Origin of the sequence: Bradyrhizobium prioriisuperbiae (assembly GCF_032397745.1) — a bacterium.
GTDB lineage: Bacteria > Pseudomonadota > Alphaproteobacteria > Rhizobiales > Xanthobacteraceae > Bradyrhizobium_A > Bradyrhizobium_A prioriisuperbiae.
The window spans coordinates 7,733,244-7,758,184 of record NZ_CP135921.1; the positions used below are offsets into that span (position 1 = coordinate 7,733,244).

Sequence of the window (24,941 nt, forward strand, 5' to 3'; positions counted from 1 at the left end):
TTTTTGGGCTACTTCTCGATGCATATGGTCCGCTATGCGCGTTAAAGTCTGATGAAGATGCGTTTGCGCGCTACTTCAGGCCGAACCAGAGCGTCGCGATGCCGAGGAACGAGAAGAAGCCGACCACGTCGGTGATGGTGGTGACGAACACGCCCGAGGCCACCGCGGGATCACCGCGCACCCGCTGAATCGCAAGCGGGATCAGGATGCCACCGAGCGCGCCGGCGACCAAGTTGCACATCATCGCAAGGCCGATGACGATGCCGAGGCCGGGGATCCTGAACCAGGCCACCGCGACCACGCCGGTGATGACGGCGAAGCCGAGGCCGTTGAGCAGGCCGACCAGCCCTTCGCGCAGCACCACCCGCCGCGCATTGGCGGCGCTGAGGTCGCGGGTGGCGAGCGCGCGCACCGCCACCGTCATGGTCTGGGTCGCGGCATTGCCGCCCTGGCTTGCGACGATCGGCGCCAACACCGCGAGTGCCACCATCTTCTCAAGCTGGCCCTCGAACATGCCGAGCACCGAGGACGCAAGGAAGGCGGTGGCGAGATTGACCAGCAGCCAGTTGAAGCGGCCCTTGACGATGGTCCAGAACGTATCCGAAAGCTCTTCGTCGCTGGTGACGCCGCCGAGCGCCTTGATGTCCTCTTCGGCGTCCTGCTCGATGACGTCGACCACATCGTCGATGGTGATGACACCAACCAGTCTGCCGCCGTCGACCACCGGTGCCGCCACCAGATTGTACTTGCCGAACAGCCGCGCCACCTCGCTCTGATCGTCGGTCGGCGAAACGTGACGGGTGTCCTCGTGCATCAGGTCGGCGATGCCCACCGGACGGTTGGCGCGCAGCAACGTGTCCAGCGCGACCACGCCGCTCCAGCGGCCGGTCTCGTCCACCACATAGATTTCGTAGAACCGGTCCGGCAGGTCCGGCGTTTCGCGCATGTAGTCGATGGCCTGTCCCACCGTCCAGTCGGGCGGCACGGCGATAAACTCCGTCTGCATGCGACGGCCGGCGGAATCTTCCGGATAGTCGAGGATGTGCTCGAGCGCCGCCCGCTCCGATATCGGCAGCTTCTCGAGAATTTCGGCCTGGTCTTCTTCCGTCAGGTCCTGCAGCAGTTCGACGGCGTCGTCGGATTCGAGCTCGCGAACGCCCTCGGCCACGGTCTCCGGTTCGAGCTCTTCGAGGATCTCCTCGCGAACCGTGTCGTCGACTTCGTTCAGCGCCGAGAAGTCGAAATCCGCACCGGTCAATTCGACCAGCCGCGGCCGCAGATCGGCCTCCAGCGCCTCGATCAGATTGCCAAGGTCAGCCTCGTGCAACTCGGCGACCAGTTCGCGCAGGAATGCGGAATCGTCGGCTTCAACCGCCTCGGAGACGCGCGCCACGAACTCCGGCCGCACCACGCCGTCGTCGTCACGCATCGGGAAACGATCAAGCATGGATAACGCGGGCTCGGCCAGTTCCAGATCCTCTGCCATGCCGCGCCTCACATTGCGAAAGATTGCTCGAGTGGAGTCGAGGGAGGGCTTACCCAATCGTCGCCGGATCGCGCAATGACAATCTGGGTGGATTGTCGTAAACCGCAGGAAACCCGGACCCTGTCATGCTTCTGCTGCGAACTGCGTTGCTTGCACTGACTGCCCTCGCCGCCTCTGCCGCCATCGCCGAGGCCGCCGAGTGTCCGCGCGCGGACGCACTGGGGACGTCACGCGTTCTGCAGGTGGACCCGAAGGCCTGGCCGCGGGTCGGGACCAGAAGCTTTCCCCAGACACTGCCGCTGGCCGACAAGGAGGTGGTGCTGACCTTCGACGATGGCCCGAACCCGCCGACCACCAAAAAGGTGCTGGCGGCGCTGGCGCGCGAATGCGTGCAGGCCACGTTCTTCCTGATCGGCCAGAGCGCCGCAGCGCACCCGGGGCTGGTGAAAGCGATGGCCGCCGCCGGCCACACCATCGGGCACCACACCTGGTCGCATCCCAACCTCGGCCAGATCCCGGAGGCCGAGGCGCTGGCCAACATCAACCGCGGCATCGCGGCGGACGAGGCCGCGCTGAACGGCAAGCCGACGGAGACGCCGAGCACGCCGTTTTTCCGCTTCCCGTATTTCGAAAGCAGGCCGTCCCTGCTCGATACGCTGCAGGCCCGCGGCATCGCCGTGTTCGGCGCGGATCTGTGGGCCAGCGACTGGACCGAGATCACGCCCCAGCAAGAACTCAATCTGGCCACCGAGCGGCTTCAATCCGCCCGCAAAGGGATCATCCTGTTCCACGATACCAAGACCCGGACCGCGGCGATGCTGCCGGATTTCCTGCGCTATTTGCGCACCAACGGCTACCGTGTGGTCCATATCGTGCCGAAGCAACCGAACAGGGATGCCAGCGTCGCCCAATGAACCGACACCGTCCCTCCACCGACTCAAGAGTCGATGCTTGAGACGGCCGGCGGGTTAAGGCCTCGTTCATTGGCGGAGCGCTATTTTTGTCCGCCATCTGGATAGTGCGGTGAGATGATCAATTTCGTGTCGGTCGGCCATCGGGCGCGACCCTTGTCTGTTCTGGCGTCGGCCTTCGGCCTGGCGCTCCTTGCAACATCACTTCTGGTCCCGACGGCGGCCCGCGCCGACGGCTGCCCCGGCAATCCCGGCGCGCTCGGCACCTCGCGTACCCTGGTGATCGACCCGACCGAGCACACCAAGGTCGGCACCATGCAGTATAGCGAGACGCTGCCGTTGAAAGATCACGAGGTGGTGCTCACCTTCGACGATGGCCCGCTGCCGCCGCACAGCAACCAGGTGCTGGAGACGCTGGCTTCGGAGTGCGTCAAGGCGACGTTCTTCATCATCGGACGGATGGCGCACCAGTTTCCGGACGGCGTGCGCCGGGTCCGCGACGCCGGTCACACCATCGGCACTCACAGCGAAAACCATCCGCTCAGCTTCAACCGCATGCCGGTCGAACGCGCGATGCAGGAGATTAATGACGGCATCGAGCACACCGCCGCGGCGCTGGGTGATCGCAGCGCCATCGCGCCGTTCTTCCGCATTCCCGGACTGCTGCGGGCCGAAGGTGTCGAAGAGTATCTGGCTTCGCAGGGCATCATGACCTGGAGCGCGGATTTTCCGGCGGACGACTGGCGACACATCTCGTCGGCCCAGGTGCTGCATCTCGCTCTGACCCGGCTGGAGGCCAAGGGCAAGGGCATCCTGCTGCTGCATGACATCCAGGGCCGCACCTCGGCGATGCTGCCGACCCTGCTGCGTGAGCTGAAGGCGCGCGGCTATAAAATCGTCCACGTGGTGCCGGCAACGCCGGACCGGCCGAAAACACCGACCGAGCCGCGTGACTGGCTGCTGCATCCGGATGCCGCGCCCGCCGCGGCCGTCGCAAGCTGGCCCGCCGTGCCCCGCTTCGTCTACACGCAGACTGGCGCGATGGTGGCGCCCGGTCTCGAGGACACCCGCTACGCCGACGACATGACGGTTTTCCACAGGCCGCGCGACCGGGTCTTCCGGCCCGGCCGCTTTGCCGCCGACACCGTGCCGCTGCCACCCGAACCGTTGTGGCCGCGCTCCGCGCTGAAGGCCGTGTCGCCGGTCAACGACCTGCCGGCGCCCGACCGCTCGGTGTTTCGCGCACCGCCGATGCCGCGCGCCGAACTCAAGCTGATGGCCCGCCACGGCACCCAGCATGCGCAGCAGTCCCCGTCGGCCAAGGTCGACACCGCCGTCGAGACCACCGGTTCAATCCGGGTTCAGCCCACCACGGGCCACCAGCAACTGCCGGGAAGCTGGCCGGTGACACCGATCGGGCTGCACCGCGGGCCGCTGACACTGCGTTAAGAGCGTTTTCCAGCGAAGTGGACACCGGTTCGCGTCAAGAAAACGCGTCAAAATAAGAATCTAGAGCTCGCATCTCTCTCAGGCACCGCTCAGCTGCCGATGATCTTCACCAGGCAGAGCAGCACGATCAGGCAGAGAAACAGCAGGTCGATGTAAGACTTGACCTCGCCGTGACGGCGCAGAAGCGCCACCTCGCCGACGACCTGCTTGCGCTGGTTATCGGGTACCTTGGCGGCAACCGCGAGCCGGCGGGCTTCGATCTCCAGCCGCTCGATGCGCTGATAAAAATAGAACGAGCGCAGCGCCGAGACGGTGCGCATGGAGGCATAGACCAGCACCAGGATCGCGACGATCGCCTTCTGCTGATACTTGTCCATGAAGTTCAGGCTGAAATAGACCATCGCCATGAACAGGAAGTTCGAGACGAAGCGATAAGCGTAGCTCAGGAAGGTCATCTCGGTGTCCCGGAGTTCGATCGAGGCAGACACGCCGGAGCACGGCCCCGGCGCCAAAATCGCTATGTTTCAAGATATTTCCGACGATCGGTCGATCGCGGAACAGTCGACGTCAACGCAAATCACATCGGCGTCACGGACACACACTTTTTCGCGCTTCACGCCGCATTCACAACCTACGCACGAAAAATTCAATGACGTGATCATGCCCAGACGCAACGACCGAGCGTATGAATCCGTCCGCAAATTTCGGCAATCATGCCCGATTTGTGTTTAGGAAACATGAGGCACATCATGATCGGCAATCTCAGCAAAAATCTTTTTGGCGCCGTTGCGCTCGCGACCCTTGCTCTTTCCGTCGCGCCGGCCTCGGCCGCGTCCCACCACCGGGGCGGGATCAGCTGCGGAGGCGACACCATGGCCAAGGTCAACGACTACGTGTCCGGCCTGCCCGACGGCGATCCGAACAAGTGGGCTGCGGTCAAGGAGATCGCACTCGCCAACACCGCGCTCAGCGAATCCAAGGACGGTGAGTGTGCGGTGCACCTCAGCCGCGCCGAGCACATCGAGCCGATGCACTAGCAAGAATTGGCGCCAACGAGCTCGCGAATCGATGGGGCCGCAGCCGGTTCGGCTGTCGGCCCCCTTTGGGCCCCCCGGATGGAAACCACCCGCATGAAAAAGGGCACCCCTTGAAAACCTCGGCGGTTCTCAAGGGGTGCCCTTTTCCATTCAGGTATCAGGCTGGTGCGGTCGAAAGGACTCGAACCTTCACGATTTTACTCACTGCCACCTCAAGGCAGCGCGTCTACCAATTCCGCCACGACCGCAGGGATAAGGCGCTGAGCGTTGAATCAACGCCGGCCCGACCGGCGCTCCTGTAACAAATCAGCGATGCAGGGACAAGAGCCGAACCACTATCTGTGATCAGGAGTTCGGGGCAACATTTGCTTGACTTCGACCGCGATCCTGTTGCGATTGACCACAACCACCCCACTTGCAATCGGCAGGTTGTTGGCCAGGACCCTGACCTCGTCCTGCTCGGTGGCGTCGAGCTCGATGATGGCGCCGCGGCTCAACCGCATCACCTGATGGATGGGCATGGTGGTCGTTCCGAGGACGACCATCAGGTCGACAGAGACTTTATCGAGGGTTGTCACAGGGAATCCAGGCTCACGCTGAGGGGCGATGAGTGAGAGATCAACACGGTTATGGTTAGTTAATGGTTAATAGCCGCCAACAGCTTGATTTGACGGACTTTCGGGGCCCTGACGGCTCCCCGGTCGAATGGCTGATATCGGACGCCCCGGTGACCTATCCGGACGCCCTCGCCGCCATGGACCAGCGGGCGGCGGCGATCGCCGCGGCCGAGGCCCCCGAGCAGGTCTGGCTGCTGGAACACCCCCCGCTCTACACCTCAGGAACCAGCGCCCAGCCAGCCGACCTGCGGAACCCTCGATTCCCGGTGTTTTCCACCGGCCGCGGCGGCCAGCTGACCTATCACGGCCCCGGCCAGCGGGTGGTTTACCTGATGCTGGACCTCAAGCGCCGCCGCCCGGACGTCCGTGCCTATGTGGCCGCTCTGGAGGAACTCATCATCCGGACCCTGGCCGCCTTTAACGTGCGGGGCGAGCGGCGGGAAGACCGGGTCGGGGTCTGGGTGGCCCGGCCCGACAAGGGCCCGGGCCACGAAGACAAAATCGCCGCCATCGGAGTCCGGTTGCGGCGCTGGGTGGCCTTCCACGGCATCGCCATCAATGTGGAACCGGATCTCGGCCATTTCGCCGGGATCGTCCCCTGCGGCGTCGTGGACCCCCGCTACGGCGTCACCAGCCTGGTCGACCTCGGGCTGCCGGTAACCATGGCCGATGTGGACATTGCGCTCCGGCAGGCGTTCGAGGAGATTTTCGGCCCCGCGATGGTGCACCTGCCGGAAACCGTGGCCTGAATCTTTTTAGTTGAGCATGATCTTTCGGAAAACCGGTTCCCACTTTTCCGGATCATGCTCGCCTCAGGCCGCGACACTCTTCAGCGCCGCCAGCTTGCCGGCGATATAGCGCCGCTCCTGGGTCAGGCCCCCGTAGCCATAGGCGTCCCCGCGCACGTCATTGACGTGGACGTAGGTCTCGTTGTGCAGCGGCCCCAGCAGGTCGCCCATCCGCTTGAATGCGGCAGCGACGAAATCGGCCTTCTCGTCCTTGGTGTTGGTGCCATCGGTGATTCGGATGTCGAGCCAGAAGCTCGCCAGCTTCTGCTCGGCGAGTGAAGTGCCACCGGCAAACCAGTCGGCCGGATTGACGGTTTCCACGATCACGGCGGTGACCTTGGGATCCTTGTGCAGAATCTCGGCGGCAAGGCTGCTGGCGAGGCCAGCGACCTCGGCCTTCAGCGTGGGCGAGGTCTTCGAACTGGCGTAGCGAACGGTGATGAGGGGCATGGTCGTTCTCCTTGAGGTGCGTGACGCGATCGATCGCGTTGCCAGGAACCTAGTCTTGCCCTCACCATTCCGATATCTTATCTTTGTTGATATCAATAATAACTAATTCTGATGATGAGATGACCAGCCTCGACATTCCCTCCGTTCACGCCTTCCTGCTGGTCGCGGACCTGCAGAGCTTCACCCGCGCCGCGGAAGCGCTGGGCACGACCCAGGCCGCCGTCAGCATGAAATTGCAGCGGCTGGAGGCCCTGCTCGGCCAGCGTCTGGTCGAGCGCTCGCCACGCTCGGTGCGGCTGACCGCGGACGGCCAGGCCTTTCGCGACAACGCCCAGACGCTGATGCAGGCGCACGACCGCGCGCTGGCTGGCACCCATCCGGTGCGCCAGCAACTCAGCCTTGGCATCAGCGATCATGCCGCCGGCCCCGAACTGGTGCCGCTGCTGGAAAAGCTGCGATCGGTGGCGGCCACGCTGACGCTGTCGGTCAGCATCGGTTTCTCCCGCGACCTGATGGATGCGCTCGACGCCGGCAAACTCGAGGCGGTGATCGTGCGGCAGGAGGCCGGCCGGCGCGGCGGCGAAATGCTGGCCGATGACGAATTCGGCTGGTTCGCCACGCCGACATTTCAGGTGGCTCCGGACACCAAGGTGCCGCTTGCCGTGCTGGCGGCGCCCTGCGGCGTGCGTGCGCTGGCGGTCCGCGCGCTGGACAAGGCCGAGATGGATTGGACCGAAGCCTTCATCGGCGGCGGCGTCAGTGCGGTGACCGCGGCGGCGCAGGCCGGCCTCGCGATCGCGCCACTGGCAAAACGGATCGCCCCACCCGGCCTTGTCGATGTCGGCCCCGCCAACAAGCTGCCGCGCATCGGGAGCTCGAAGGTGATGCTGCATTCCCGCGTCAGCGACGCCGGCAAGCTCGCCGCGCTGCGCACGCTGGCGGCAACCTTCCGCAAGGTAGCGACGGCGGCGTAACTCAGAGCGTGGCAAGCACCGCAAACCGCTCGCCGGGCGGACGCAGGTTCAGCATATCGGCCGTGGCAGGCTGATCGTCCACGGCACTGACGTGGGCCAGCCGCGGACCGTGGCGGCAGTCGGCGATCATCTGCGTCACCTCATCGGCCTCACCCGCGAACACCGCTTCCACCGAGCCATCGCGACGATTGCGCACCCAGCCTTCGAGATCGCGCTGCCGCGCGGTGTGCGCGACCCAGGCGCGATAACCGACGCCCTGCACCCGGCCGCGGACCGCGGCGTGGCGAATGATCACAGCGTGTGTCTCACCCATGCTGATGTCCGGCTGTTGCCGCCCGATGACCTGCCGCTGCCCGCGTCAACGCGGTGAGGCCTCGGCCGCAGGCTGCTGTTGCGCCAGTTGGATAAGCGATTGCAGCGTGGAACGTGTCGGCGCGAAAAACGTCGTGCCCGTGTGCGGTGTCGAGAAGTCGAGCAGCCGGTCGTAAGCGCCGGGCGGATCACCGAGATACATGCGCTGAAGCATTTTCTCGATCACCCAGAGATAGCGGGAATAACCGATGAAATAGGTGCCGAATTCCCGGTGCCCCGGACGGCCGAAGGGCATGTTGTCGCGCAGGATGTCGTACTCGTTGCCATCGGCATCTTCGATGGTAGCCAGCGACTTGTGCGATTTGCGCGGCGCGTCGTCGTCATCGATCTCGATATTGTCGATTTTGGTGCGGCCGATGATCTCCTCCTGGAGCGGCGTCGGCGTCCGCGCCCATGCACTCAGATCATGCAGATATTTCTGAATGACGACGTAGCTGCCTCCGGCGAAATCGGCGTCTTCATCGCCGACAAGCGCCGATGCGGGCAGATCGAGGCCGGTCGGGTTCGCCGTGCCGTCGACAAAGCCGAGCAAATCACGCGCATCGAAATAGCGAAAGCCCGACACTTCGTCGACAACAGTCACGGCGGCGCCGAGATTGTCGAGCAGAATCCGTTCAAACTCAAAGCAGAGATCGGGACGCTCTGACCGGATATGGAACAGAAGATCGCCCGGCGTCGACGGCGCCGCATGAACCGGCCCCTCGATCGTTGCGAACGGCTTCAGCTCTTTCGGCCGAGCACCTGGACGCAGACGCCCCCAGAGATCGTGACCGATTCCGGCGATGCACGACAGACGGCCGGACAAATCACGAAAGCCGACGGTCTTGACGAGATCGTCAAGCCCATCGAGGACAGAGCAAACCTTCGCGAGATCCGCCGGTTCGCTCCCGACCGTCACCACAAGGAAGATCGCCGCCGTCGACAAGGGAGCATCGATGCTCTGCGCATCGATCGGCACTCTGTCCCAACTGTTCCCAGACATTCCGCCTCTCCGACAGGCCTCAGCGCTTCAAGCCGAGCACATCGGCGATTCGCTGCTTCACCACACCGTCGCGCATCACCCGCGCGGTCAGTTCAGCCGATGGCAATCCCTGCAGATCCTTCGGCCGCGTGCCCTCGCGCAACGCTTTCAGCGTGGCGTACACCGCTTGCGTCGCCGCGGCGATCGGCGCATGGCCCTGATTGGCGATCCTGACCCGCTGGCTCGCCAGAAACACGTCGTCGTCGAGATCACCGTCGACGGTGCCCAGCATGATCGGCAGTTTGGTGACTGCGGCGATCGCCTGCACCTCGGCGCGGCTCTTGATGCCGGTAAAGAACAGCGCGTCGACGCCCGCGGCCTCATAGGCCTTCGCCCGCGCCACGGTATCGTCGATGCCGCTGATGGACGCGGCTCCGGTGCGCCCGAAGATCACCAGCGACAGGTCGCTGCGGCCGTCGCGCGCGGCCTTCATCTTGCCGACGCCCTCCTCGATCGAGATCAGTTGCGGCTTCGCCTCGCCATAGGCCTGCGGCAACAGCGTATCCTCGATGGTCAGCGCCGCGGCGCCCGCGGCCTCGAGCTCCTGCACGGTCCGGCGCACATTGAGCGCATTGCCATAGCCGTGATCGGCATCGACCATCACCGGCAGCTTGCCGGCGCGGGTGATGCGCCGGACCTGCTCGGTGAGCTCGGTCAGCGTGATCAGCACCAGATCCGGGTCGCCCAGGATCGCCAGCGACGCGGCCGAGCCGCCGAGAATACCGATCTCGAAGCCGAGATCCTCGGCGATGCGCGCCGACACCGCGTCGTAGACCGATCCGGGACGGATCACCTTCTGTCCCGACAACACCGCGCGAAACGCTTCGCGCCGCTCCTGAGCAATCATGACAGCCTCACGCGAATTCGAGGATCAGCGCGTCAACCGCGAGCGTTGCGCCCGCCTTGGCATGGATCGACTTCACCACGCCGTCGCGCTCGGCGCGCAAGACGTTCTGCATCTTCATGGCCTCGACCACCGCAAGCGTCTCGCCGGCCTTGACCTCCTGGCCCTCGGCGACGTCGATCGAGATCACCAGGCCGGGCATCGGGCACAGCAGCTTCTTGCCGCTGTCGGCATTGGTATTGACCGGCATCAAGCGCGCGGCATTCGCCTCGCTCTCGGTGAAGACGCTGACCGCCACGTCGTAGCCCTGATGCGCCAGCTTGAACCCATTGGCGACCGGACGGACCTGGACGGCGATCGCAAGCCCGTCGAGGGTGCCATGCCAGACGCCCTCGCCGGGCTTCCAGGCGGAGACCAGATGATGCGGCTGGCCGAGCGAACCGTCGGCATCGACAAAGCGCACCGCGATCGCCTCGCCGTCTCGGGCGATCTCCAGTGGAATTTCCTGCCGGGCCAGCCACACCGCGCGCCGCCGCTCGCGCGACACCTCGCGGCCATTCATCTGCCCGGAAATCTTCCGTTTGCGCTCGCCGAGCACATGATCGATCGCGGCACCAACCGCGGCGATGCGGCGCGCGGCATTGCCCTCCGGCTCGCGCGCACTGAAGCCTTGCGGAAACTCCTCGGCGATAAAGCCGGTCGACAGCTCGCCCTTGCGCCAGCGCGGATGATGCATCAGCGCCGACAGGAACGGGATGTTGTGACGGATGCCGTCGATGTAGAACGCGTCCAGCGCTTTCGACTGGGCTTCGATCGCCGCCGCGCGCGAGGGGCCGTGGGTGACGAGCTTGGCGATCATCGGATCGTAGAAGATCGAGATCTCGCCGCCCTCCTCGACGCCGGTGTCGTTGCGCACGGTGATGCCGTCATGGCTCGCTTCCGCCGGCGGACGATACTTTACGAGGCGTCCGATCGAAGGCAGAAAATTGCGGAACGGGTCTTCGGCATAGACGCGGGATTCCACCGCCCAGCCCTTCAGCGTCACGTCCTTCTGCGCGAGGGTCAGTTTCTCGCCGGCGGCAACGCGGATCATCTGTTCGACCAGGTCGATACCAGTGACGAGTTCGGTGACCGGATGCTCGACCTGCAGGCGGGTGTTCATCTCCAGGAAATAGAAGCTCTTGTCCTGCCCTGCGACGAACTCCACCGTGCCGGCGGAGTCGTAATTCACGGCCTTGGCCAGCGCCACGGCCTGTTCGCCCATCTTGCGGCGGGTGGCCTCGTCGAGCAGCGGCGACGGTGCCTCCTCGATGACCTTCTGGTTGCGACGCTGCACCGAGCATTCGCGCTCGCCGAGATAGATCACGTTGCCGTGCTTGTCGCCCAGCACCTGGATTTCGATGTGCCGGGGATCGACAATGAATTTTTCGATGAAGACGCGGTCGTCGCCGAACGACGCTTTCGCTTCTGCGCGCGCCAGCTTGAAGCCTTCGGCAACCTCCGCCCTGCTGTGGGCGATGCGCATGCCCTTGCCGCCGCCGCCGGCGGACGCCTTGATCATGACCGGATAACCGATCTCGTCGGCGATGGTCACCGCATGCTTGTCGTCTTCGATAATGCCGAGATGGCCCGGCACGGTGGAGACGTTGGCCTTCGCGGCCGCCTTCTTGGATTCGATCTTGTCGCCCATCGCGGCGATGGCGCCGGGATTGGGACCGATGAAAACCACACCCGCCTCGGCCAGCGCCCGCGGAAACGCCTCACGCTCCGACAGAAAGCCGTATCCCGGATGCACCGCCTGCGCGCCGGTCCTGCGGCAGGCCTCGACGATCTTCTCGATCACCAGATAGCTTTCTGCGGCGGCGGGCGGGCCGATCAGCACGGCCTCATCGGCCATCTCGACATGGACGGAATCCTTGTCCGCCTCGGAATACACCGCCACGGTCTCGATCCCCAAACGACGGGCCGTTTTGATGACGCGGCAGGCGATTTCGCCCCGATTGGCGATCAGGATGCGTTTGAACATGAGATTTTTCTTGTGCTTTCTTCGACCCGGGCTGTGGATAACTTTCGGAGCTGCCAATCTGGCACGGGGCCGCGCCTGTAACAATTCCGTCGTAACGGAAATTTATACCTTGAAAAGCCTTCAACCGAAAAAGAGATTTTTTATGCGCACCTGGATCACGGCCCTCTCCGCAGGGTTTCTGGCGCTGTCGGCCCAAGCCGCATTTCAAGCCGCATTTGCACAGACCAATCAGCCCCGAAACGTCATTCTGTTCGTTCCGGACGGGTTGCGGGCCCTCAAGGTGACCCCGGAGACCGCGCCGACCATGGCCGCGATCCGCGAGAAGGGCATCAACTTCACCAATTCGCACTCGTTGTTCCCGACCTTCACCATGCCGAATGCCTCGGGCATGTCGACCGGCCACTATCTCGGCGACACCGGCATCTTCAGCAACACCATCAATACCGGCTATGCGGTCGGCACCGCCAACGGCAGCGTGACGCCGTTCATCGAGAACGACCCCGTGCTCGGCGACATCGACGATCATTTCGGCGGCAATTATCTCAATGAAGAAACCATCCTGAGGATGGCGCGCGGCACCGGCTATTCGACGGCGGCCGTCGGCAAGCTCGGCCCGACCCTGATGTTCGATCACAACGAGCGCACCGGCAAAACCATCATCATCGACGACCAGACCGGCAGCGCCGCGGGCGTGCCGCTGACCGACGACTTCAAGAAGGCCCTGACCGACGCGGGCCTGCCCACCACCGCGCCCTCGCGCGGCGACAACGGCAAGGCCGGCGACTTCAAGACCGCCGGCACGACCATCGCCAACGTCACCCAGGGCAAGTTCTTTGCCGATGCGGTGACCAAGGTCATCCTGCCGATGTTCAAAGCGCGCAACAAGCCGTTCATCATCGTGCTGTGGTCGCGCGATCCGGACGGCTCGCAGCACAATCAGGGCGACAGCCTGAACAGCGTAACGCCGGGCATCAACGGCCCGACCTCGCTTGCCGCGATCAAGAACGCGGACGACAATCTGGCGCAGGTGCGCCAGGCGCTGAAGGATCTCGGTCTCGAGGCCTCGACCAACGTCATCGTCTCCGCCGACCACGGCTTCTCGACGATTTCGAAGGAGAGTTCGACCAGCCCCGCCGCCAAGGGCAAATACGCCGACGTCAAGGAAGGATCGCTGCCGCCGGGCTTCGTCGCGCTCGATCTCGCCAAGGCGCTGGAGCTGCCGCTGTTCGACCCCGACAGCAAGAACGCGGCCGTGGCCGCCAAGGACGCGTATCCGCGTCTCGGCAACGGCCTGATCGGCAAGGACGCAGCCAAGCCCGACGTCATAATCGCGGCCAATGGCGGCTCGGACCTGATCTATCTGCCCAAGAACGATCGCAAGCTGGCGCGCCGCGTGGTCGACGCGCTGCTGGCGCAGGACTATGTCAGCGGCATCTTCGTCAATGACGATCTCGCACCGATCCGCGGCACGCTGCGGCTGTCGTCGGTCGGCCTCGACGGCAAGGCGCTGACGCCGCATCCCTCGATCGTGGTGAACTTCCGCTCCTATTCAACGGGCTGCGACCAGCCGGTGCTCTGCACCGTCGAAGTCGCCGACACCCGGCTGCAGCAGGGCCAGGGCATGCACGGCAACTTCGCCCGCTCCGATACCCAGAACTTCATGGCGGCGATCGGACCGGACTTCAAGGCGGGCTACGTCAACGCCCTGCCGGTCAGCAATGCCGACGTCGGCATGACCATCGCCCGCATCATGGACATGAAGGCGTCGCCGAAAGGCAAACTGGTCGGGCGGGTGATGACGGAAACCATGCCGAACGGCGTGACGCCAAAGGCCTACACCGGCACGCTGGCCTCGGCGGCGAGCTCGAATGGCTTGCGTACGGTGCTGCACTTCCAGCGCGTGCTGGAGCAGCGCTATTTCGATGTCGCAGGTTTCCCGGGCCGCACCGTCGGCCTCGAAGCCGACAAGACCGCCAAGCGCTAGACTTGAAGCGCAGGACTTAAAGCGCAGGACTTAAAAGCGCAAGACTTGCACTTATCGAAGAGGTTCGGTCCCCGAGGGATCTCACACGCGCGGTCGCGCTGGGCGACGGCCATCAGGACTGGTCAACGGCGCTCGCCCGGATCGCGCGTGGCACGACGCAGCGCCAGGACTAGATCATCCGCAGCGACTGGAAAAGTTCGATTTTTTTGAAAATGACGTCGCGCCCAACGGCCCGACGCCGGATCATCACATCCCAAGATCAAGCAGACCCGGCAGCGAGTGCGCCAGCGGCAGCGTGGTGGCAGCCCCGATCAGCGTTGCGACCAGCGACATCAGGAGACGGTTGTGACGGCGCTTGCCGCGCATCTGGGCGGCGATCCATTCCAGCACTTCGATGTTGACGCCGATGGCCTTGGTCGGGGCCCAGCTTTCGATGGCGGTCTCCGGCGACAGCGCCACAGCGCGCGGCGGCACCGGCAGGCCCGATGACGACGCGGCGTGATGAACGATGGCCTTGGCGAACAGGTCATCGAAACGACCGTCGTCCATGCGCTCGGTGGCGGCGTCGTTGATCTGGAACAGGGCTTCCGCTTCAGCACGGCTGACCGGTTGATGGTCGAGGGCTGCGGCGGTCAGGATACGCGCGCACCAATCGGCGTCGCCGGTATCGAGCGAACGGGAGAAATGAACACGCCCTGCTGCCGTGGGTCCCTCTCCGGTCAGAACGCCATCACGGACAAAAGCCAGTGCCTGCGCCGTTGTGTCGCGATCGACGATCGGCGAGGTTTCGATGGTACGGATCAGGTCGGTCAAAGTTCCAGCAGGGGCAGACATTTCACTTCTCGTTGGTTGGTCGGAGACCATTTTGGGTTGCTCGGAGGCCACCATTTTCATGCGGCCGTGAATCAAAAGTTAAAAAACTGTGTTTTCAACCGCTTGATTTGAACATGGTGTACATTGGTCGCATTTCAGCGGTTGAGGTTCATGTCCATCGCAATCCCTCCCGGCGGCGTTGGGGCGCGGATGCGGTAAAATCGGGGCATGACCAAACGGTTTCGTGAAGGGATGAATTTCCATTCATCGAGTCCGCGGAAGCGACGAAATGATGCAAATGGCCGCGCGCCAGCAAGGATTTTGTCCTTTTCCCGGAGCGGTTCCGCCTGTCGCGCGCGGGCTTTATATCAATCGTGGAGATTCGGTCCACACAGGAGGAGGTAAAAACATGACATTTCAGATTGGCGCGACGGCGCCGGACTTCGAGGCTGAAACCACCGAAGGGCCGATCCGTTTTCACGACTGGATCGGCAGCAGCTGGGCGCTGCTGTTCTCGCATCCGAAAGACTTCACGCCGGTCTGCACCACCGAGCTCGGCACCCTCGCCCGCCTGAAGGGCGAGTTCGACAAGCGCGGCGTCAAGCTGATCGGCCTCAGCGTCGATCCCGTCACCAAGCATTCGTTGTGGGCCGAGGACATCCGCGAGACCCAGGGCGTGGCACCGAACTATCCACTGATCGGCGACACCGACCTGAAGATCTCGAAGCTCTACAACATGCTGCCGGAAAGCACGTCGGGCGACGCCAACAACCGCACGGCCGCCGACAATGCCACGGTGCGCACCGTGTTCATCATCGGCCCCGACAAGAAGATCAAGCTGGCGCTGGCCTATCCGATGACCACGGGCCGGAACTTCGACGAAATCATTCGCGTGATCGATTCCCTGCAGCTCACCGCCAAACACCGCGTCGCGACACCGGCGAACTGGAGACAGGGCGAGGACGTCATCATCGCGGGCTCGGTCAGCGACGACGAGGCGAAGACGATCTATCCGAACGGGTGGAAATCACCGAAGCCCTACATCCGGATCGTGCCGCAGCCGAAATGAGGGCTGCCCGTCAGGCCGCATGAAAACAAGAAAGGCTCCGTTTTACGACGAAGCCTTTTCATTTTCGAAGCATCATAAAAGCGACCGTTAAGGACTTGGCCCGATGCGTCCTGCTCTCCGCAGGGGGCGTCGACGCGAAAATGAGATCGTCCGCCGCATAATCAGGCGCCCGACCTCACCGTCCGCCTCATAATCAGGCGCCCAACCGTCGCCGCCTGCCGCATAATCAGGCGTCCAACCTCAACGACTGACTCTATAATAGAGATTGTCGCGCTCGGTCGATCTGGCTCCGAGCGAGGGCCCGCTGTTTCCTAGACTCACGGAGCGAGAAATCGATTTTAAGAGTGAGGATCGCGATGTTGGATCTAAAGGCGCTCGAAACTTTCGTTTGCGTCACGGACCTCCAGAGTTTCCGGCGCGCCGCCACCAAACTCAACGCAACCCAGCCCGCCATTTCACAGCGCATCGCACAACTTGAACGCCTGCTCGGGCACAAGCTTTTGCATCGCGACGGCCGATATGTTGTGCCAACTCCGCACGGTCGCGAACTCCTCGATTACGCGCTACGCATCTTGGTTCTTCGCGACGAACTCATGCTGGCCGTTGGCGGAGCCGCATCGTTCACCGGCGTGCTTCGGCTTGGATCGTCGGAAACGCTTGTTCATACTTGGCTTCCCGATTTTATTCGCACAATCAATGAAAACTTCCCAAAACTCATTCTTGAGATAGAGGTCGATATCTCGGCAAGGCTTCTTGAGCGCCTGTTCAGCTTTGAAATCGACCTCGCCTTTATGGTCGGCCCAGTTGCCCTCCCGCAAATCCATACTCGGCCCATCTCACGCTACCCGGTCGCTTTCATTGCAAGCCCGTCTCTCGGCCTCGGCAAAACGCAGATCTCGATCGAGACGCTTTCCAAGTATCCCATCGTGACGTTCCTTCGTCGCACGCAGCCTTTCCATGCGGTTGAAACCATGTTTTTCGGCGGCACGCGCAGGCTTCCGATCCGGCTACATGCCAGCGCATCGCTTGCCACCGCCACCCGCATGGCACTCGACGGGCAAGCAGTTGCGGCGATTCCACCCGCGATCCTGCTGCCACACCTGAAAAGCGGTGAACTTGAAATCCTGGATGTCGATGCGGAGTTGCCCGATCTGCAATTCATTACGGCGTGGCATGACGCGAAAACCAGCCCAGCCATATTTGCCCTGGTGGACAAGGCCTCGAAGATCGCGAGTGAAAACAAAGGCTGTTGATCCGTCGTCGCGCTACCACGAAAACAACTGCGCGCATGACATCAAGATTCCGATGATCCGGCTTGTCCGCCTAGAGCCTCCGTTCTGGTTGAATCAGAACGGAGGCTCTAGCTTTTTGTTTTGACGCGTTCTCTTCACGCGAACCGGCATCCACCTCGCTCGAAAACGCTCCCGTTTCAGCAGCACCTGATCCAGAAGCCATCACCCGAGCGGGCTGAAACAACTGCTGCAAAAAACCACGCAATCTGTCGCTTACACAAATCAACCCAACCAGAACCAACAGGGTGCCGGCGAGGCCGAAGATGCCATATGACTCTCCGAAATAAACATACGATGCCGACATCGCTATGATGGGCACAAGTATAGCAAATTGAGAAATGACTGCTGGTGAGTATTTATGCACCATGTTCGCCCATATGCCGTATGCAACGATGGTCGACACTATTCCCGTGTAACCAACGGCAAGCATGCCTTTAAAATCCAAACTCGCGAGATTATCGATGATACGCCCTTCAAACATTTCGGAAGCCAAGAACAACGGAATGGGAGGGACCAGACACATCCACAATGCGAGTCGAAATCCATCTACTGTCTTGGCTGACCTCAAAATGACGTTGTAGCTTGCCCACGCAATACCGGCACCTAAAACCAAAGCGTATCCTAAGAAGTGGCCCCGCTCCGATCGATCAAATCCCAGGAATATCAGCCCGGCAGCGCAAAGGAATATCGAGACAGTCTGCCACCGGGACGGGTACTCCCTGAGCAGCAGTGCAGCAAGAATGATGGTGAAGAATGACTGACTCTGAAGAGCAATTGAAGCCAAGCCTGGAGCCAGGCCGATATACATGGCTATAAAAAGCAATCCGAATTGAACAATTCCGACAAGCGCTCCAGAAGCCAGAATAAGCCGCCAGGGAACATTATTTCTTCCAAACATAAAGGCCCAAGGCAACCCAGCAATCAAAAACCGCATCGCTGAAAACAGCAGCGGAGGAAGCTCACCCAGACCGATTTTGATGGCTAGAAAATTCAGTCCCCAGATCAGTGCAACAAGAAGGGTCAAACCGATGTCACGTATACTCATGTCACGTGCACTCATCCGTTCAGCGCTCTGTGGAAACGATTGACATTTTCGCCGCTCGCCAAATCACGACAAAGGTATTATTCGCCTCATCTTGCCTGTCTTCTTGTCCGGGCCAATCTCACGTTTGTGCTCCGTAGAAATCGATAACGCCCCGTTATCCTTCAGAAGTTTTCGGATCTCTGCTTCCAACACTAGCCCAACATGTGTTGGGTCACCCCCGAACGAAACTGAGTAGCCGATGTTGAGCGCATCGGGCCGTGTTTGATGTAGTTGATAGTTCGCGAGTCCGGGCACCGCAAAACCAGCCAACTCGCGTTCGCAAACTTCGAATACGGATCCGTCCACCTTGAATTTCAAGACGGTGGAATTTCTACCCATCAGAAAAGACATCGTCGGCCGACCGTCATCAGTGGGCAGCCAGCAGGCCTGATCGCCCAAGTCGTACCGCAGCAACGGCATGACCGTATTGTAAGTATTCGAGACAACAATTCGGCCATACTCATGAAAGCGAGTTATCGGAACGCCGCTTTCATCCACGATCTCAACGTAATTGAGAGCCGGATAGCAAGTCAGACTCTCAACATCAGGGTCGAGCTGGAAGCCTATTGGTCCGGTTTCCGTCGTTGAGAAGCTATTGTGAGGAAGCGTCTCAAAACAGCTCGATATCGACTGTGCATCGGGCGGGGTTAAGCCCTCTCCGACCGAGATCAAGTGGGCTCCCTTAAAGGTCAGTCTCCCCTGAGCTTTTCCGGACAATCCCAATTCGCGAAGCAGGTGCGGTCGAGTCAATATAACGCTGGGACAAAAACGGGAAATCTCGTGAAGCAGATGTTCGAGATCGTCAAACAGATCGAAGAGCGCAACATTTGCGTGACCACGAAGGTGGTACATCCATTGATTGCCCCCGTTATACCTGTCCAACAATCCCACATACGCCACGCGAGCAGGATTGCGGACATAGGGCTGCATGCACATCCCATAAAAGGCGGCAAGAGATCTTCCAAAGTCGAATAGGTTGTAAACGGAAATTGAACGATGCCCACTGGAGCCCGATGACTCGAAAGCCAAGTAGCGGTCATGAAGGCAATTGGATAAATCGAAGCGTTCGGCAAGATACCCTTCTACGATGGGCCGATTGATCCCTTGCGATACGACAAGGTCTTCAAACATTTTCGACACTATGATCTTGTCAATGATCGGCAGACTGTCCCATTCGTTGGGATTTTTGCCCGAATAGAGCTTTGCGTACATTGGATTTGTGCGACTTAAACGCAACGCCGCAGCCAACCGATCCTGATATAAAAACTCGCTGCGCTCGGTTACGGATAGATCGGCGACCCGCCTTTCCAACGACGACTGAAAGGCATAGCCGGCTTCAATGTAGGGGTCCGCAGCTCCCTCACTTGAATAATGGAATTTGAGCGACGTTTTCATGCGGCACGTGAATCGACGACGAATGAAAACTTGGAGAGCGCATCAAGCATTGTGCGCTCAAGAACCCCCCAATCCGGGTGCTGAAAGACAACGTGCGCGTTGCACCTCGACGAAAGCGGAGCCCGATATGCCATGTCTCCGATATCGTCGTAAATCTGGTGCTCAATGTAGGTGGGCGCCGTGACGAGGTGTGATTCTCCACGAATAGCGGTGATACGCCCGGTCGCCGGGGCAAACACAAGGGGAGAAATGGTCGGCACGGGGGCAGTCACACTTAATGTCAGAGTCTCGTTCCTTGATAGAGCAATGAGAATGTCAATGAAATCGTTGCGCGTTGATAGTTTCAGGGATCGATATACCGGTCCTCCACCGAGTCGAATGCCAAACTCCAGGAGAACCAATCTGTCGGCATATGATCGAAACTCGGTATGAAGAACAAATCCACCAGGACCAAGCCCGTTATGAATTCTGGTAACGTAGTCATGGGCCTGACGGACCAACTCGGCCGGCATCCTGGTCGGCGTAGAGATAACGACTTCCTCAAAATAAGGACCGTTTGCGGGCAGCGGCTTGTCGTGGATGGCGAGGACATGCGTACGACCTCCAAAGCTAACGCTCTCAACAGAGAATTCGCCCACAGCAGCCGGCATCAGAGTAGCGAACGTGTTGACACCTTCGACCAACTCTTCAACCATAAATGGATACTCGTCGTCCTTACTCAGCGTCTTCGAGATTTGAGAGTCCTTTCGATAGATCTCACGCGCATGAGCCTGCAATCTTTTGAAGTTGTCTTTCAGATCGCTGAAAGAATCGAACCGTTCTACCAACGTGGACCCGCCACCGACCACAGGCTTAGCAATGACCGGGAACTGGAAGCGCGCAACTTCGGCCAGAGACCGACTCGTAACTTTAGCAAAATTTGGTATCGGTATGCCCAAATTGCCGGCAAAGCGCCGCATGTTGTATTTGTCCCTGCCGACTTCAGCTGCTGCGCGCGAAGGCGCGCAGATCCCGAACTCCTCCCCCAACAAAACTTGAACCGGCAAGCACGGCTCAGAAAGATTGAGCAGCGCGTCGGGTATGCGATGATTACGGATCGATCTGACGATTTCCGCTTCGTGCTGATGCGTATTGGCGATTGGCAACCGCAGCACGTGATCGACGAATAAGGCCTGCCAGCCGACCGGCTGATCCTCGTCCATGACGAGCGTTATTTCAAAATCGCTTCGCAGCTCTCCAATCTTTCGAATATGTGCCAGTCGACTCGGATTATGAGAGTACAGGACGATGAGTTGGGGCTTTAGGGAGCGCATACTGTCGACCTCGAGTCAAATGAGGGATACGACGTTACTTTCAGGCGCAAACGACGGCGTTCCCAGCGGCCGAGACACGCCGATGGTATGTTGTGAAAGTTCAGCGACCTCGCACAATATTTTGCCGTATCTATTGCCCAGAAGATCTTCGAGCTTTGCATCTTCTTGTTTAACGAAACCCCGTCGGGGCAGAGCGCCCGTAAAGAGCAGCTCCACCATGGCGCAAACTCCCAGCGCCGTTGTCAGTTCAATTGCCGTCCAGATACGCCCTTTCCGCTCCCGGGACCGCACCTCCATCGAGTAGCTCGACTCTTCCAACCGATCGTCGCGCATGCCGGTTCCTGAAACGAGCAGAACTACAAAATCTTGAGTGATTCTAGGGATCGCTTTTTCCAGGATAGCGATCAACGTCGGGCGATCCTTCGACATCTGAAGATCACGGAGCAGGAATTTTATTCGGTCACGATGCCCAGGGTACCGCAGGGTCTTGTAGGACAGCTCGTTCAGACGCCCCAACCAGGATTCACATAACGAACCCAATCCTCCTGATGTGTTAAATGCTTCAAACTCGGTCCCGTTCACAACAATCCTCTCGACATCATTCAACGGTTCAACAGATGTGGAGACACCGTCAATAATCGCTTCGCAGGAGTTGCAGTACTCGTTAATCAAACCCTCCGTACTCCAAGTCAGTCCATATCCCAGAGAATTGGTCGAGTACTGCGGAAGCGCGCCGACTCTCAGTTGCAGACTTAAGGCGTCATCGAATTGTTGAGCAATTGTGTTGCCGATAACACAAACCAGGCCCGGCGCCAGTCCGCATTGGGGAACAAATGCGGAGCTAGCCCCAACAGCCAGCCGCTTGACCTCACGGGCTACCGCTACATCTTCCGTTAAGTCGAAATAGTGGACATCCGCACTGGCTGCCAATCGGGCGACGGTGATGTTGTGTCCAAATGGCAGGGCACTGATGACGGCGGCATGCCTTGAAATCTCGGCAGACAGAATCGTTTCATTGTTGATGTCAGCGACACAAACGTTGCAATTAAGGAATCCTAGCCGGCTCAGCGCCGCAGACTGGACATCCAATACCGTGACGCTATACCGCCCTTCGATCAATAATTCTGCAATTGCAGCGCCAATCTTTCCGGCGCCAAGAATGAGAACATCGGTTCTATTAGGCACTCGCATTTCAAGGTCTCCAGTTGATCGGAAGGATTGCAAAGACCAGTGGCCGCTCTTGGCAATCCAGATCTTGGCAATCCGAAGCCACCTGCCTGCTCTGGATCGAGCAAGACTAGATCGAGCAAGAGCAAGACATGCATTACGCGAGATCAAGTAACTAGATTCCAGATACCTGGATTTAAGGCTGGTCTTCGATTTAAGGCTGGTCTCGTCCGGGAATGGACCGCCATCCTCGCCAGCGCATCACACGCCGCGCTGGCGCTTCGCAGGTTCAATCGAACGAAATTCCACGTCGGCTTTGTCTCGTTGCTGTGAACGCAGAAAGCCGCAACAGTGACTGCCTTTTCAAGTTTCTACGACACGCGCCAACTTGCCCGCCAAACGGGCGAGCGCTTGGTTAACTATGCAACGTGCCAAGCCAAAGCCGCTTGAGCTCTCTGGTTCGATCTTGATATGCGTCCCTCGAGTGCAGTATCCGAAAGTTGTCCCAGATCAAGAAGTCGTTCTTCGACCACCGGATGTACTTATGATCCGTTTTGAACTGATCGACCATCTTCTCTGAAAAATCCTCTGCAATTTGATCTCCATTTCTCTCCATGCAGTTGTAACTAAAGCGCAGGATCGGGCGACCACCATTCCGCTTCTCGTATATTTTATGGCGCGCGGTTTTACCCAAACTTGACGCTTGAATGCCTGAGCTGGATACGAATGAGAACTCTCGTTCTGAAATATAGCTCTGCACCGAGGTATCGAGCTTGCCAACGAAATCGACCGCATCAAACAGTTGGGTTTTTCCACCATCATCCGCTGGCGGTTTGACGCAATACAAGACCAGATATTCCGGAGGCGTACCGTCAAATTCGTAGCACTCCGTATGAGGGTTGAGCGCTTTTGTATTCAACGAATGATAGTGTTCATCAAATTTCGGATCTGCCTTGATGGACCAAATGAATCTGCCATCGTATTGCGGTTGCAGCGGTGAGAACTGTTCCGCAAACATGACATGATCGAAATTATCCGGCAGTCCGGTGAGGTGCAGGTAACCTTGCGCGCGGAGAAGCTGTTTGTAGGTGGTCAGCACCGATGGCGACTGCAATTCTTCTTGGGACGTTGGAGTTGATGTAGCAGCTTGAGACACGGTTAAATCTCCTTGGTGCAGGAACATTTCACACGCCAGCTTGCGTGAATAACCCTCGCCTATCGCGGTCATGCTGTCCAATCGTTAGTTTTTATCCGTTGCGATAAACTGCACTGATCGGATTCAGCCGATAGACCCCAATCCCTCGACAGAACCCTGAGGTGGCGCCGGACTTCGAGGCTGAAACCACCGAAGGACCCATCCGTTTTCACGACTGGATCGGCAGCAGCTGGGCGCTGCTGTTCTCGCATCCGAAAGACTTCACGCCGGTCTGCACCACCGAGCTCGGCACCCTCGCCCGCCTGAAGGGCGAGTTCGACAAGCGCGGCGTCAAGCTGATCGGCCTCAGCGTCGATCCCGTCACCAAGCATTCGTTGTGGGCCGAGGACATCCGCGAGACCCAGGGCGTGGCACCGAACTATCCGCTGATCGGCGACACCGACCTGAAGATCTCGAAGCTCTACAACATGCTGCCGGAAAGCACGTCGGGCGACGCCAACAGCCGCACGGCCGCCGACAATGCCACGGTGCGCACCGTGTTCATCATCGGCCCCGACAAGAAGATCAAGCTGGCGCTGGCCTATCCGATGACCACGGGCCGGAACTTCGACGAAATCATTCGCGTGATCGATTCCCTGCAGCTCACCGCCAAACACCGCGTCGCGACGCCGGCGAACTGGAAACAGGGCGAGGACGTCATCATCGCGGGCTCGGTCAGCGACGACGAGGCGAAGACGATCTATCCGCAGGGATGGAAATCACCGAAGCCGTATATCCGGATCGTGCCGCAACCAAAATAAGGCCGCGACCAATCCAATTGACCGGGACAACACAAAGGCCGCGACAGCGGCCTTTGTCGTGAGGCAGGTTCGTTGCGGTAAGTTCCACTGTCACGACGGCTTTGCACGACGGCTTTGATTGAATCGCCGCTACGCTCTATCCTTGCGCGCTTCTGACAGGGATCGCGGAAACGATGAAGACGATCGGGCTGATTGGCGGCATGAGCTGGGAAAGCTCCGCGCAATACTACCGCATCATCAATCAGGAGGTGCGCGAACGCCTCGGCGGCGTGCATTCCGCCCGCAGCCTGATGTTCTCGGTCGATTTCGGCGAGATCGAACGCCTGCAGCACGACGGCAACTGGCCGGCGCTGACCATCGCGATGGTTGATGCCGCGGAGCGGTTGCAACGCGGCGGGGCCGACTTTGTCGTGATCTGCACCAACACCATGCACCGGATGGCCGACGAGGTGACGGCCAACATCAGCATCCCGCTGCTCCACATCGCGGATCCGACGGGCGAGGTGATCGCGGCCGCGGGGTATCGGCGAGTTGGCCTGCTCGGCACCGCCTTCACCATGGAGCAGGAGTTCTACAAGGCGCGCCTGGCCGGCAAGTTCGGGCTCGACGTGATCGTGCCCGACGACGCGGACCGCGCCGTGGTGCACGAGATCATCTACAAGGAGCTGGTGGCGGGCACCGTGTTGTCGCGCTCACGCGCCGCCTATCGCGCGATCATGGCGCGCCTGGTGGAACGCGGTGCGGAGGCCATCATCCTCGGCTGCACGGAAATCATGCTGCTGGTCGGCGCCGACGACAGCTCCGTTCCGCTGTTCGATACCACGACACTGCATGCGCAGGCCGCTGTCGACGAGGCGCTCGCCGGCGACACACCGGAGAGCATTTCCGGGTAA

Annotated in this window: 24 protein-coding genes and 1 tRNA gene; 10 read left to right on the forward strand and 15 right to left on the reverse strand. The window is 60.6% G+C overall.

Translation table 11 applies throughout. The features are described 5' to 3' along the window. Window positions 1–70 precede the first annotated feature (70 nt). Window positions 71–1,486 carry a magnesium transporter gene (gene mgtE, locus RS897_RS36030; protein ID WP_315833421.1) on the reverse strand — a complete coding sequence of 472 codons (1,416 nt, stop codon included), beginning with the start codon at window positions 1,484–1,486 and terminating at the stop codon, window positions 71–73. A 125-nt stretch (window positions 1,487–1,611) separates the two neighbouring features. Between mgtE and RS897_RS36035 the strand changes: the two genes are divergently transcribed. Both RS897_RS36035 and RS897_RS36040 read left to right on the forward strand, forming a co-directional pair. After that, a complete protein-coding gene (locus RS897_RS36035) occupies window positions 1,612–2,400 on the forward strand; it encodes a polysaccharide deacetylase family protein (RefSeq protein ID WP_315833422.1) in 789 nt (262 codons plus the stop codon). A 114-nt stretch (window positions 2,401–2,514) separates the two neighbouring features. After that, on the forward strand, window positions 2,515–3,846 hold the full coding sequence (locus RS897_RS36040) for a polysaccharide deacetylase family protein (RefSeq protein ID WP_315833423.1): 1,332 nt from the start codon (window positions 2,515–2,517) through the stop codon (window positions 3,844–3,846). A gap of 89 nt (window positions 3,847–3,935) precedes the next feature. Here RS897_RS36040 and RS897_RS36045 read toward each other — a convergent pair whose 3' ends face one another. Then, entirely contained in the window at window positions 3,936–4,301 is a 366-nt protein-coding gene (locus RS897_RS36045) for a hypothetical protein (protein ID WP_315833424.1), read from the reverse strand. Window positions 4,302–4,595: 294 nt separating this feature from the next. Here RS897_RS36045 and RS897_RS36050 point away from each other — a divergent pair, with 294 nt between their 5' ends. Beyond that, window positions 4,596–4,883, forward strand: coding sequence for a hypothetical protein (locus tag RS897_RS36050; RefSeq protein ID WP_315833425.1), 288 nt, complete (start codon window positions 4,596–4,598; stop codon window positions 4,881–4,883). Window positions 4,884–5,046: 163 nt separating this feature from the next. On the opposite strand, the gene RS897_RS36055 is transcribed toward RS897_RS36050, so the two are convergent. Next, window positions 5,047–5,131: transfer RNA gene (locus tag RS897_RS36055), tRNA-Leu, on the reverse strand. A gap of 87 nt (window positions 5,132–5,218) precedes the next feature. Then, window positions 5,219–5,461, reverse strand: coding sequence for a FliM/FliN family flagellar motor switch protein (locus RS897_RS36060; RefSeq protein WP_315833426.1), 243 nt, complete (start codon window positions 5,459–5,461; stop codon window positions 5,219–5,221). A 62-nt stretch (window positions 5,462–5,523) separates the two neighbouring features. On the opposite strand from RS897_RS36060, the gene lipB reads away from it, so the two are divergent. Further along, window positions 5,524–6,249, forward strand: coding sequence for a lipoyl(octanoyl) transferase LipB (gene lipB / locus RS897_RS36065; protein WP_315833427.1), 726 nt, complete (start codon window positions 5,524–5,526; stop codon window positions 6,247–6,249). A 63-nt stretch (window positions 6,250–6,312) separates the two neighbouring features. On the opposite strand, the gene RS897_RS36070 is transcribed toward lipB, so the two are convergent. Further along, window positions 6,313–6,738, reverse strand: a complete 426-nt coding sequence (locus tag RS897_RS36070; RefSeq protein WP_315833428.1) for a tautomerase family protein — start codon at window positions 6,736–6,738, stop codon at window positions 6,313–6,315. A gap of 119 nt (window positions 6,739–6,857) precedes the next feature. On the opposite strand from RS897_RS36070, the gene RS897_RS36075 reads away from it, so the two are divergent. After that, a complete protein-coding gene (locus tag RS897_RS36075) occupies window positions 6,858–7,712 on the forward strand; it encodes a LysR family transcriptional regulator (RefSeq protein ID WP_315833429.1) in 855 nt (284 codons plus the stop codon). 1 nt (window position 7,713) lies between these two features. On the opposite strand, the gene RS897_RS36080 is transcribed toward RS897_RS36075, so the two are convergent. Genes RS897_RS36080 through RS897_RS36095 form a run of 4 tightly spaced genes read right to left on the reverse strand, consistent with a single transcriptional unit; the run spans window position 7,714 to window position 11,975 of the window. After that, a complete protein-coding gene (locus tag RS897_RS36080) occupies window positions 7,714–8,025 on the reverse strand; it encodes an acylphosphatase (protein WP_315833430.1) in 312 nt (103 codons plus the stop codon). 45 nt (window positions 8,026–8,070) lie between these two features. Next, a complete protein-coding gene (locus RS897_RS36085) occupies window positions 8,071–9,066 on the reverse strand; it encodes a Dyp-type peroxidase (protein WP_315833431.1) in 996 nt (331 codons plus the stop codon). Between the two features lie 19 nt (window positions 9,067–9,085). Next, entirely contained in the window at window positions 9,086–9,952 is an 867-nt protein-coding gene (locus RS897_RS36090; RefSeq protein WP_315833432.1) for an isocitrate lyase/PEP mutase family protein, read from the reverse strand. Between the two features lie 7 nt (window positions 9,953–9,959). Beyond that, complete coding sequence (locus RS897_RS36095) at window positions 9,960–11,975, reverse strand: acetyl-CoA carboxylase biotin carboxylase subunit (protein WP_315833433.1); 2,016 nt, start codon at window positions 11,973–11,975, stop codon at window positions 9,960–9,962. 142 nt (window positions 11,976–12,117) lie between these two features. Here RS897_RS36095 and RS897_RS36100 point away from each other — a divergent pair, with 142 nt between their 5' ends. Beyond that, window positions 12,118–13,959, forward strand: coding sequence for an alkaline phosphatase family protein (locus tag RS897_RS36100; protein ID WP_315833434.1), 1,842 nt, complete (start codon window positions 12,118–12,120; stop codon window positions 13,957–13,959). 246 nt (window positions 13,960–14,205) lie between these two features. Here RS897_RS36100 and RS897_RS36105 read toward each other — a convergent pair whose 3' ends face one another. Next, window positions 14,206–14,793 (reverse strand): hypothetical protein, encoded by a 588-nt coding sequence (locus RS897_RS36105; RefSeq protein WP_315833435.1) that lies wholly within the window; start codon window positions 14,791–14,793, stop codon window positions 14,206–14,208. A gap of 388 nt (window positions 14,794–15,181) precedes the next feature. Here RS897_RS36105 and RS897_RS36110 point away from each other — a divergent pair, with 388 nt between their 5' ends. Together RS897_RS36110 and RS897_RS36115 are read left to right on the forward strand one after the other, a co-directional pair. Continuing rightward, complete coding sequence (locus RS897_RS36110; RefSeq protein WP_315833436.1) at window positions 15,182–15,841, forward strand: peroxiredoxin; 660 nt, start codon at window positions 15,182–15,184, stop codon at window positions 15,839–15,841. Between the two features lie 356 nt (window positions 15,842–16,197). After that, window positions 16,198–17,094, forward strand: a complete 897-nt coding sequence (locus RS897_RS36115) for a LysR family transcriptional regulator (RefSeq protein WP_315833437.1) — start codon at window positions 16,198–16,200, stop codon at window positions 17,092–17,094. Window positions 17,095–17,164: 70 nt separating this feature from the next. Here RS897_RS36115 and RS897_RS36120 read toward each other — a convergent pair whose 3' ends face one another. The 5 genes from RS897_RS36120 to RS897_RS36140 form a co-directional block, all read right to left on the reverse strand. After that, on the reverse strand, window positions 17,165–18,178 hold the full coding sequence (locus tag RS897_RS36120; RefSeq protein WP_315833438.1) for an EamA family transporter: 1,014 nt from the start codon (window positions 18,176–18,178) through the stop codon (window positions 17,165–17,167). 63 nt (window positions 18,179–18,241) lie between these two features. After that, the gene (locus RS897_RS36125) at window positions 18,242–19,612 is read right to left on the reverse strand and encodes a phenylacetate--CoA ligase family protein (protein WP_315833439.1); all 1,371 of its coding nucleotides are present in this window, start codon (window positions 19,610–19,612) and stop codon (window positions 18,242–18,244) included. Next, a complete protein-coding gene (locus tag RS897_RS36130) occupies window positions 19,609–20,814 on the reverse strand; it encodes an ATP-grasp domain-containing protein (protein WP_315833440.1) in 1,206 nt (401 codons plus the stop codon). Before RS897_RS36130 ends, RS897_RS36125 begins: the two co-directional genes overlap by 4 nt. Before the next feature lie 126 nt (window positions 20,815–20,940). Beyond that, complete coding sequence (locus tag RS897_RS36135; protein WP_315833441.1) at window positions 20,941–22,116, reverse strand: saccharopine dehydrogenase family protein; 1,176 nt, start codon at window positions 22,114–22,116, stop codon at window positions 20,941–20,943. 391 nt (window positions 22,117–22,507) lie between these two features. Beyond that, a complete protein-coding gene (locus RS897_RS36140) occupies window positions 22,508–23,320 on the reverse strand; it encodes a TauD/TfdA family dioxygenase (protein WP_315833442.1) in 813 nt (270 codons plus the stop codon). A gap of 68 nt (window positions 23,321–23,388) precedes the next feature. On the opposite strand from RS897_RS36140, the gene RS897_RS36145 reads away from it, so the two are divergent. Beyond that, entirely contained in the window at window positions 23,389–24,048 is a 660-nt protein-coding gene (locus tag RS897_RS36145; protein WP_315838858.1) for a peroxiredoxin, read from the forward strand. A 173-nt stretch (window positions 24,049–24,221) separates the two neighbouring features. Further along, on the forward strand, window positions 24,222–24,941 hold the full coding sequence (locus RS897_RS36150; RefSeq protein WP_315833443.1) for an aspartate/glutamate racemase family protein: 720 nt from the start codon (window positions 24,222–24,224) through the stop codon (window positions 24,939–24,941).